At 71.2% G+C, this 10170-nt stretch carries 8 protein-coding genes and 1 pseudogene; 6 read left to right on the top strand and 3 right to left on the bottom strand.

The annotated features are described in order from the left end of the window. Positions 1–317 precede the first annotated feature (317 nt). Positions 318–1532 carry an SMI1/KNR4 family protein gene (locus tag AC3ETA_RS47220; protein WP_432199071.1) on the top strand — a complete coding sequence of 405 codons (1215 nt, stop codon included), beginning with the start codon at positions 318–320 and terminating at the stop codon, positions 1530–1532. Positions 1533–1991: 459 nt separating this feature from the next. Here AC3ETA_RS47220 and AC3ETA_RS47215 read toward each other — a convergent pair whose 3' ends face one another. Further along, a complete protein-coding gene (locus tag AC3ETA_RS47215) occupies positions 1992–2297 on the bottom strand; it encodes a hypothetical protein (RefSeq protein ID WP_432199070.1) in 306 nt (101 codons plus the stop codon). Between the two features lie 106 nt (positions 2298–2403). Between AC3ETA_RS47215 and AC3ETA_RS47210 the strand changes: the two genes are divergently transcribed. Next, positions 2404–2778 carry a DUF2255 family protein gene (locus AC3ETA_RS47210; protein WP_432199069.1) on the top strand — a complete coding sequence of 125 codons (375 nt, stop codon included), beginning with the start codon at positions 2404–2406 and terminating at the stop codon, positions 2776–2778. Here the strand turns inward: AC3ETA_RS47210 and AC3ETA_RS47205 are convergent. Next, entirely contained in the window at positions 2740–5403 is a 2664-nt protein-coding gene (locus AC3ETA_RS47205; RefSeq protein WP_432199068.1) for an ATP-binding protein, read from the bottom strand. The genes AC3ETA_RS47210 and AC3ETA_RS47205 overlap by 39 nt on opposite strands. A 200-nt stretch (positions 5404–5603) precedes the next feature. Between AC3ETA_RS47205 and AC3ETA_RS47200 the strand changes: the two are divergent. From AC3ETA_RS47200 to AC3ETA_RS47185, 4 genes and pseudogenes are all read left to right on the top strand, one after another. Next, positions 5604–5733, top strand: a pseudogene (locus AC3ETA_RS47200) (mini-circle protein); the annotation flags it as partial. Between the two features lie 385 nt (positions 5734–6118). Beyond that, positions 6119–7402 (top strand): MFS transporter, encoded by a 1284-nt coding sequence (locus AC3ETA_RS47195; protein WP_432199067.1) that lies wholly within the window; start codon positions 6119–6121, stop codon positions 7400–7402. Next, positions 7399–8742 (top strand): carotenoid oxygenase family protein, encoded by a 1344-nt coding sequence (locus tag AC3ETA_RS47190; protein ID WP_432199066.1) that lies wholly within the window; start codon positions 7399–7401, stop codon positions 8740–8742. Before AC3ETA_RS47195 ends, AC3ETA_RS47190 begins: the two co-directional genes overlap by 4 nt. 73 nt (positions 8743–8815) lie before the next feature. Continuing rightward, a complete protein-coding gene (locus AC3ETA_RS47185) occupies positions 8816–9256 on the top strand; it encodes an SRPBCC family protein (RefSeq protein WP_432199065.1) in 441 nt (146 codons plus the stop codon). A gap of 403 nt (positions 9257–9659) precedes the next feature. On the opposite strand, the gene AC3ETA_RS47180 is transcribed toward AC3ETA_RS47185, so the two are convergent. Further along, positions 9660–9977 (bottom strand): hypothetical protein, encoded by a 318-nt coding sequence (locus AC3ETA_RS47180; RefSeq protein ID WP_432199064.1) that lies wholly within the window; start codon positions 9975–9977, stop codon positions 9660–9662. Between the last annotated feature and the right edge of the window lie 193 nt (positions 9978–10170).

Raw genomic sequence — 10170 nt, 5'->3', positions numbered from 1 at the left:
ATCTTCGGCTACCCCACCCCCGCCGAGACCAGACAGCGGCATCAACACACCCTCGCGGCTAACCCTCAAGTGGCCAAGATCACGGGGCAACTTCACAGCCAACGCCGTTGCGTTAACGCTGTGATCTGTGGGGCAAGGGGGTTGGGCGAGGCAATGAGGTCATGGTAGACCGGCCGGTCACTCGGGCTGTGGCACCGCCCGGGAGCCGAGCGGTTCACCCCGAGGACAGCTGAAGCGTCAGTCAGTGGGCGGGTCAGACGCCCAAGCGGTGCCAGGTCCCAGTCTCAATGTCGGTGGGGGATGTCATCCTCGGCTCCATGGATCACTCTGCGCGGATCACCGCGTTCACAGGTCGCGTCGGACCGCCGCCCGTCCCGGCGCCCGCCGTCGACTGGGCGGCGGTCGAGGGCTGGCTCGGCACCCCGCTGCCCGGTGACTACAAGGCGCTCGTGTCGGCGTACGGTGCGGCCGAGATAGGCGGCCCGGGTGCGGCGATCCGGCTGCACCCCCCGTGCGTCAGCACCGACGGCCGCTTCGAGTACGCAGCATGGATCGTCGAGACGCACCGGCACTCGGCGATCCGGCCCGGCATGTTCACCGCGCGTCGGCACCCCTTCCTGCCCGAGGAGGGCGGCCTGCTCGCCTTCGCCACGACAAGGAGCGGCGACCACCTCTTCTGGGACACGGGTGCGTCGGACGACCCCGACGAGTGGCCGGTCACGCTCATGACCACGAATGTGGCAGTCGGGGTGAGCGAGCCCTGGGTGGACTACGAAGTGCCGTTCTTGGAGCTGCTGTTCACGCTGCTGTGCACCGGCGTGCCGCACCCGGGCGAGCCCGGCGGGCTGCTGGGCCCGCTGTCCTCACAGATACGGGTCTGGCCGCCGCTGGCCGGGGCCGCACCCTGGTCGCCACCGCCTGCGGGCACCGCCGTGGACGCGCGGCAGCACGCGGCGCTCACCGAGGGCTCGGGCCTCGACGCCGTCATGGCGCTGGTTCCACCGCCCCTGGAGCCGTATCTGGGCGAGGGCACATGGGAGCAGGTCTTCGAGCGGCTCGGCACCAGGCTGCCGGCGGACTTCGTGGCGCTCGCGGAGCGGTACGGGGCGGGCAACTGGAGCTGGTGGTTGGACATGAGCGCCCCACTGTCCCTGGACCGGCCACGGGAGCAGGGGCTCGCGGCCACCGTCGAGGGCATGCTTGACGGATACCGCCAACTGCGCGCCGCCCATCCCCAGTACTACCCGATGCCCGCGTGGCCCGAGCTCGGCGGCTTCCTGCCGTTCGCGTCACCGATCGACGGGGACCAGATCGGCTGGTGCGCGGACGGCCCGCCCGAGACATGGCGTGTAGCCGTCAACCCACGCCACTGTGACCAAGGACCGCCCCTGCCAGGCGACTTCACGGCAACCCTGCTCACGTGGTTGCGCGGCGGCCCCGCCGAATCCGGCTTCCCCGGTCTGAGCGGCCGGCACCTGCATCCGCTGGACGTCATGTTCTTCGAACCGTTCGGGCCGGGCGCGCCGTGGTGAAGGCCCCTCGTCACCACGGGCTGGGGCCTCAGCACCGTTGCGTTAGGGCCATGAGCGGCTCTTGAGGCCGTGGGCGAAGAACGCGACGGTGGTGCGGACGGTGTAGTTCCGGGCCTTGTGGGGTGTTGTCCCGCGTTCGGGCCGTACTTGCTGGTGGAGTTCTTTCGGGTGCGGGCCTTCACCCGTTGCCGTCGGTGGACGGGCAGGAGGTCGCCCAGGGCCGCGCGGCCGATCGTGCCGGCCAGGTCGACGAGGGTGCTGGGGAAGATTCCATGGCTCGCGGTGACGGTGTCGGTTGCGGCGGCCAGCAGGACGGTGAAGCAGTACGCGTTGACCGGGCTGGACCCGATTGCCGGACCCCCGCCCTTCGCGGGCTCCCCGGACCAGGCAACCTCGGAGAAGCTGGACGGGGACCAGCGGAAGGGTCCGGGGGTGGGCTCGCCGTCCGGCGGCCCCCAGTCAGTCCCAGAGGGAGATCGCCAGGACCAGCGCGGCGACCGGAATCAGCAGCCACGGCTCGGCCAGGATGAGGAGCCCCGTGAAGATCAGGGCGAAGTACGCAAGTGCCTTGGCGGTGCGCCGACGGGCCGTGCTCGTCTTCTCGCGCTTGTCCTTCCTCACGCCCTTGTTCCTCGTCGCGCCCTTGTCGTGAGGCGCCGCCGTGTCAGGGGCCGCCTCAGGCAGGCCGGTTACGGTTGCCGCGTCGGTCGCGGTCAGGGTGTCGGTTGCGGTCGCGGCTGCCGGGTTCGTGTCGTTGTTCGTCATGGCACTCAGCGTCGTCGCGAGAGCACGCCCTCGCGTCGGCGATGTCCGCCTATGTAGGCGATGACCACCGACGCGTACGTAGTGCCTGCGCGGCGAAGGTTGGTCCATGGACACTGTCATGGATCGCTCGGAGATCGTTTTGTGGGTACAGGACGCGGACGACCGCTGGTCGGCCAGGACGGTCTGGGTGGTGGTGCTCGACGGGGAGGCGTATGTCCGCTCGGCTTTCGGGCGGCGCAGTGGCTGGTACCGGCGGGTTCTGCGGCACGCGGACACGCAGGTGGAGGTGGCCGGGGCCCGGCTGTCGGTGGTCCTCCAGCCGGTCGAGGACCCCGAGCTCGTTCAACGCGTCTCCGGCGCCTACAGGGCCAAGTACGGGCTGAGCTGGCCCGGCCCCGTCGAGTCGATCAACGGGCAGGAGGCCGCGGCCACCACCATGCGGCTAGCGGATGTCGGGCAGCTCTCGCAGCTGCCTGCGTGAGGTGAGCCCGAGCTTGCGGAAGATGTTGCGCAGGTGCGCGTCGACCGTCCGGGGGCTGAGGAACAGCTTCGCCGCCACCTCCTTGGAGGTGGCGCCGTCGGCGACCAGGCGTGCGATGTGCACCTCCTGCATCGTCAGCTGGTCCGATGCCTTCGACGTGCGACTGCGGGCCTGCTCGCCCGTGGCGCGCAGCTCGCCGGCGGCGCGCTCGGCGAACGCCTCCGCTCCGAGGTCGGACAGCGGCTCGTGCGCCAGGCGCAGCGCTGAGCGGGCGTCACGCCGTCGGCCCTGGCGGCGCAGCCACTCGCCGTACAGCAGGTGTGCCCGGGCGCGGTAGACGACCAGTGCGCTGTCGTCGAGCAGGTCGATCGCCTCCTGGTAGGAGGACTCGTTCTCGGTCACGAGGGCCCGCGCGTAGGCCTCGACGCCGAGGCCCCATGCCTCCCGGCCCGCCTGTGTGCGCTCTTGGAGGGACGAGAGGGCCGTGGCGGCGACCTCGGTCTCGCCGCACCGCATGGCCGCCTCGACCAGCTCCGGCAGGGCGAGGCCCGCCATGCCGACGGCGCCGTACTCGACTGCCTGCCTCGCAGCCTTCAACGCGGCGGGGTAGTCGGCGAGGCCGTTGTTGAGTACGGCAGTCGCCCACTGCACGCTGAGGCTCATGCGGTGGTCCACCGACGCGAACAGTGCGACGGCGTCCTTGCGTCGCCCGCGCATAGCGGCCAGGTGGAGGCGGGGGTAGACCAGCGGCGCCGCGCCGGTGGCGTCGGCGATCGCCTCCTCCTCGGAGATCAGCTCCATCGCGGTGCCGAAGTCACCCGTGTGCGCGGCCGCGGTGGCCTGCATGGCCAGTCCGATGGGCAGCGCGTGGAAGGAGCCGGACTCACGGCCGGCGGCGACGGCACGGGTGGCGATGCCGTGCAGAGAGTCGAAGTTCCACAGTTCGGTGGCCACCATGAACCCCAGTGACGGTCGCCTTGTCCACACAACGTGGTCGGCGTCGCCGACGACCGGCCTGAGGATCTCCCCTGCCGCCTCATGTCCGTCGCTGACCAGGCTGATCAGGCCTGCCAGGACCGCAGCCGCGCCGGATGCCGGCTCGGTCGACGGCAGGTTGTTCCTGGCGGCCTCCACGACGTGGTCGAGGCCGCCGAGCAAGAGGCCCATCTCCATGGCGTCCAGGTAGCAATCCGTTGACCAGGCGGGGTCGGCGGCGGTCAGCCGGGCCGCGGCGCGCAGAAGGTGCTCGGTGGGGCCTTCGTCTCCCCGGCGGCGGACGAAAGACAGCCTGCCGCGGAGGAGGTCGGTTCGGGCGGCCTGGCTGGGATCGTCGGTCCGGAGGGTGGTGAGCAGGTCGGCTGCCGTGTCGAAGTCGCCTACGGAGAGCTTGGCTTGGACGGCGGCGAGCACCCGATCGGCACGTTGGGCCGGGCTGATCGTGAGGGCGGCGGAGCGTTCGAGGAAGGCGGCCGCCGCCGCGACGCCGCCACGTTCCTGGGCACGGGTGGCGGAGGCTTCGAGCTCGGCGGCGACCTTCTCGTCGGGGCCGGCGCTGGCCTGGGCGCGATGCCAGGCCCGCCGGTCGGGGTCGACGACAGGGTCGGTCGCGGCGGCCAGCGCTTCGTGCGCCCTGCGCCGCTCCTCCGGGGCCGCCGCGCGGTAGGCGGCGGAGCGTGCGAGGGGGTGGCTGAAGCGGATCCGGGTGCCGAGCTCGACCAGCGGGACGGACTGGGCGGCGGCGTCCGCGTCGATGCCCAGGAGTTCGGCCGCGCGCCACAGCAGGCCGGGGTCGCCGAGCGGGTCGGCGGCGGCCACGGTCACCAGCAGCCGGGCGGCAGGCGGCAGGAGCTCCAGCCGGGAGCGGAAGCTCTGCTCGATGACGCCGGGTACCGAGTCGGGCTGGGCGAATCCACCTGCCATACCGGCGAGTCCGGCGGTCCTGGGAAGCTCGACCAGTGCGAGGGGGTTGCCGCGCGCTTCGGCCAGGATGCGGTCGCGGACCCGCTCGTCCAGCGGGGCGTGGACCGCCGCGGCCAGCAGTGCGCGGGCCTCCGGCTCTCCGAGTCCCTGCAGCATCTGGCTGGGCAGTTCGCCCAGCTCCGGCAGGCGGCTCGGCTCCCGCGCGGCGAACACGAGAGCGATCGACTCGGCCGAGATCCGGCGGGCCAGGAAGGCCAGCGCCTTGGCCGACGCCTGGTCCAGCCACTGTGCGTCGTCAACGACGCACAGGAGCGGGCGTTCGCGCACGGTCTCAGCGAGGAGGCCCAGCGACGCGACGCCGACCAGGAACGGGTCTGGTGCGCCTGTGTCGAGGCCGAAGGCGATCTCCAGGGCCTTGCGGTGCGGCGCGGGCAGCGCTGTCAGCTGGCCGGTGACGGGCGCGAGCAGCTGGTGCAGCGCGGCGAACGGCAGCTCCATCTCGAACTCCGCGCCGGACGCCTGCATGACGAGGAATCCGGTCGCCGCCTCATTGAGGCGCCGCAGCAGCGCGCTCTTGCCGATGCCCGGCTCGCCGCGCAGGACCAGAGCGCCGCCCCGGCCCTCCCGTGTCGCTTGGAGCAGGGCGTCGAGTCGGCGTATCTCATCCTGACGGCCGATCAGCACGTCCGTGTGTGTCTCGAGCATGTCCGAAACCTATGCGGCCGTACGCGGCAGGGGAATCCGGGAACGTCCCCCGGTCGCCCAGGCATGTCCGGGGATCACGCCGGGCGGCCCACCGGCGCTGAATCGGTGCGGCGGCCTGCCGGACATGAAGCTGGGTGGGCAGGTTGGGGCCGTCGAAGAATGCCTCGGCATTGGGCGCGTTGATCGGAAACGCGTCGGCGATGACCAGAATGGACGACACGCCGCCCGCGTGGCACGAGCACACCCGAACTCACCACGTTTCTCGACTACGCACGTGACACCGCCCGCGCCAAGTGCGGTGGCGTCTCTGCGGAGAACGCACGCATGGCGCGCTCCGATCGCGTCCCGCCAAGTGGTGCAGCCATCCGGACGGCGCCGGTCCGGAATGGCTGGTGATCGGCCGCCCCGGCCGAAGCTCCGTGCCGCTGTGCGAGCCCGTCCGGGCGGCTGGGGCCGCCCGGCCCGAGGGTGCTGGGCCGAACCCGGCGCGACCTGCGATACCGCGAAGGCTGACCGCCTGCACCACTTCCCAGGACGCAACCCCACTGACAACGACCGATGCCAACCGGGACTGCTGCAGACCGGCTACGGCTCCCAGCCGCCTCCACCCGGCACACCGACAACGCCCGGGACACGCCTACGGGTCTCCCGCACGCAGTCGTATAGGCAATGACTACCGACGCGAGCGGTAGACGCCCGCTGCGAGTGTCTAGCCATGACCCGCACCGCACTGCAACGGACCACCGCCACCGGCTGGATGCCACTGGCGGTCTTGGCCACGGCCCAGTTCCTGGTCGTGCTGAGCGCTTCGATCGTGAACGTCGCCCTGCCCCGGATCCGGGCCGGGCTCGAGCTGTCGGACACGGGCCAGGCGTGGACGGTCAACGCCTACGTACTGGTCTTCGGCGCGCTGCTACTGCCGGGCGGGCGGGCAGGCGATGTCTACGGGCTTCGCCGCGTGTTCCTGGTCGGCATCGGCCTGTTCGCCCTCTCCTCCGTGGGCGCGGCGCTGACGCCGACGGCGGGGATGCTGATCGCCTTCAGAGGGGCGCAGGGAGTCGGGGCCGCGCTGCTGGCGCCCACGGCGCTGGCCCTCGTGCTGACGCTCTATCCCGACGCGAAGAGGCGTGGCGTAGCGCTCGGGGTGTGGGGCGCGGTCTCCGGCGCCGGCGGTGCGGCGGGCGTGCTGCTGAGCGGACTGCTCACCGATCTGTACGGCTGGCGTGCGGTGTTCGTCGTGATGGTGCCCATAGCCCTGGGCTCGCTGGCAGCCACCTGGCGGCTGGTCGGGGCCGACCAGCCGCGCGGCGGAAGCCTGGACGCCCTGGGCGCGTTGACGGTGACTGTGGGTCTGGTCGCGCTCAGCTACGGCCTGTCCGGCCCATGGCCGCTCGCCGTGGTCGGTGTGGCGCTGCTCGGCCTGTTCGCGGTGCTCCAGCGTCGTGCCGCCGACCCACTGCTGCCGGCGCGCATGAGCGTGGTGGCAGCGCCCAACATGCTCATGGCGCTGCTGGGCGCGGTCTGGCTCGGCCTGTTCTACTTCCTGCCCCTCTACCAGCAGCGCGCTCTCGGCTACTCGCCCCTGGAAGCCGGGCTCACCCAGCTTCCCCTCGCCCTCATGATCACCCTCTCGTCGTGGGTCACAGGCAAGGTCTCCGGCCGCCAAGTGCTTCCAGTTGGCCTGCTGATCCTCGCGACCGGACTGGCCTGGCTGTCCCGAACGCCTGGCGACGACACCTTCCCCGTGGACCTGCTCGGCCCGACGCTCCTCATCGGCACCGGTCTTGGGGTGGCGTTCGTCCGGCTCACCGCGATGGCCTCCACGGGCGTCCCGGCCGCAGACAACGGCCTGGCCGGCGGGCTGGTCAACGCCAGCCGACAGATCGGCGGCGCGATCGGACTGTCCTTCCTGACCCTGCTCCCCACCTCCGGCGCGGCCTTCCTCGCCTGCGCCGCCCTGACGCTGCTCATCTCGGCCCTCTCGACCCGAAAGGCATGACCATGTCCCTCGAAAAGCCCTACATCAGCGGCCACTTCACCCCCGTCACCGACGAGATCACCGGCCACGAGCTGAACGTGCGCGGGACTCTCCCGCCCGAGCTGAACGGCCGCTACTTCCGTAACGGCCACAACCCGAAGCCGGGCGTCACGCCCACCCACTGGTTCCGCGGCGAGGGCATGCTCCACGGAGTCCGTCTCAAGGACGGCCGGGCCCAGTGGTACCGCAATCGCTGGGTGCGCACCCCCTTCCTGGACGGCGTGCCGTTCACCGGAACCGAACTCGAAGTCAGCGCCGCGGCCACCAACATCATCTTCCATGGGGGCCGCTACCTGGCCCTGCAGGAGGCCAACCTGCCCTGGGAGGTCAGCGCCGACCTCGACACGATCGGCGTCTACGACTTCGGCGGCAAGCTCACCAGCTCGATGACCGCCCACCCCAAGGAGGACCCGGAGACCGGCGAGCTCCACTTCTTCAGCTACAGCCCCTTCGCGCCATACCTGACCTACTACGTGGCCGACGCGTCCGGCGCCATCGTCAGGTCGCAGGTCGTCGACGGCTCCGGCCCGTCACTGATGCACGACTTCGCCATCACCCGCGAACACATCGTCTTCATCAACTCACCGGTGGTCTTCGACCACGCCGAGCACTCCGGCATCCCCTACCGCTGGCACGACGAGGTCCCGCTGCGCATCGGCGTGATGCCGCGCGCCGGGGGTAAGACCACCTGGTTCGAGGCGCCCGACCAGGCGGCGCTGCTGCACGTCGCCAACGCCTACACCGACACGCAGGGCCGGATCGTCCTCGAAGCACCGCGCTTCGACCGTTCCGCCTGGGAGAACTCGTGGAAGTGGTGGGTCGGCGCTCCCGGCTACGGCAGCAGCCCCGACGCCGGCTCGACCTTCTACCGATGGATCATGGACCCGGCCACGGGCAAGGCCACCGCTGAGTCCCTCAACGACCTGGTCACCGAGTTCCCGTCGATCAACGAGGCCCACACCGGCTCGGACTACCGCTACAGCTACGCCATCGCCTTCCCCGGCGCGGGCCTGTCGGGCTACCACACCGTCAAGTTCGACTCGCGGACCGGCCGGCAGAAGCTGCTCGCACACAGCGAGGGCCGGATGCCCGGCGAGGCCGTCTTCGCGCCCGCCGCGGGCGGGACCGCCGAGGACGACGGCTATCTGCTCAACATCGTCAGTGACCTCAAGGCCGACGCCTCACAGCTGCTCGTCCTGGACGCCAGCGACCTGAGCACCGTGGCCGCCGTCGAACTCCCCCGCAGGGTGCCCGCCGGCATCCACGGCGACTGGATCCCCGACGCCGAGATGCCCGCCTGACCCACCCAACCCGCCCGGGCCGCCGCTGACTCCCCTGCAGCGGCGGCCCGGGCCCCGGCCCCGAGGAGACACCATGACCTACCCCACGACCATCGACGAGCACGCCCCCGTCATCGCCGACCACACCATCCGGATCTGCGCTCCTCTCGAGCGGGTCTGGCAGCTGCACACCGCGATCCGCGCATGGCCCGTCTGGCAGTCCGCCATCACCGAGGCCCGGCTCGACGGCCCCCTTGCCCCCGGCGCCACCTTCCACTGGGAGACCGCGGGCCTGTCCATCGACTCCACCGTCTACGCGGTCGACGCCCCGTACCGCATCCTGTGGGGCGGCATCGCGCACGGCATCACCGGCGTGCACGAGTGGACCTTCACCCAGGACGGAGACGGTACCGTGGTACGCACCCGGGAGTCCTGGGCGGGCGCGCCGATCGACGCCGACCGGGACAACCTGGCGGCCGCGCTGGACGACTCGCTCGTCGCCTGGCTCGAGGCTCTGAGGAAGACGGCGGAGTAAAGGCAGAGGCGCTCTTCCTCACCGATCTGGTCCCGGCCCTCGCGCCGGCGGTCACCGGCGGCCTGCCGGGCCGCCGGGCGGGCCTCCGCCAGGCACAGTCCGCACCGCCGAAGGCGCGGCGGCGTCCGGTCGTCCTGTACGTCGTCGCCGGCCGGCTGGCGGTCGGGCTGAAGCAGAATGCTCCGCGCTCCTACCGGTTGCTCCCCCACCCGCCCCAGAGACCGACATCCATGCGGTTGAGCAGGAACTCGACCTCGTCATCCCACCGGGACTGCGGGCGTTCTATCGCCTCCGCAACGGCACCGGTCGAGTCCCGCGAGTTCGCGCAAACTGAAGGGTTCTCGGTGGGAACTGAAGGGTCCGTCGTCCCGCTTCACAGAGTACGTCGTCCCGCTTCACAGAGTTAGTGCCGTGGGTTCGATTCCAACTCGCGACCATGCCGTTCCTGGTTCCCCGGACGGGCAAGATGCCGAGCCGTCCAGCCAAGGGGGCAGCGGCAGCGCAACTTGTCGAGAGAGGCGCCGCCCGGGACGCACCCGGCCCGGCCGGCGAGCGCATGGAACTCCTCGTCGCGTTCGGCGCCCGGCAGCTCCCGCACCTCCAGCTGGGCCCTCGTCAGTGCCGTGCCGACCGAGGCCGTCGGATCGTCCGCGAGACAGCGGTGGGTCCGGATCATCACCAGGCAGCCGGTGCTGTCACGGACGGGCCAGAGCGAGACCACGGCGTGTCGAGGATCGATCGCTTCCGCACCGACCCGCGTCACACCTGCCGGAGCTGGGAGCCTCCCTCGACACCCTCCTGCGGAACGCGAACGCCTCGCCGCGGCCAGAAGAACAGACCTTGCGCATTCTGCTCTTCAGTGGTGACGGCCGCTCGCCGAGCGGGGCGACCCAGGCCGCTACCCGAAGGAAAGG

It is taken from the genome of Streptomyces sp. bgisy027 (assembly GCF_057710365.1).
The sequence above is the reverse complement of the archived record's forward strand: the minus strand, read 5'-3'. Positions and strand labels throughout refer to the sequence as shown.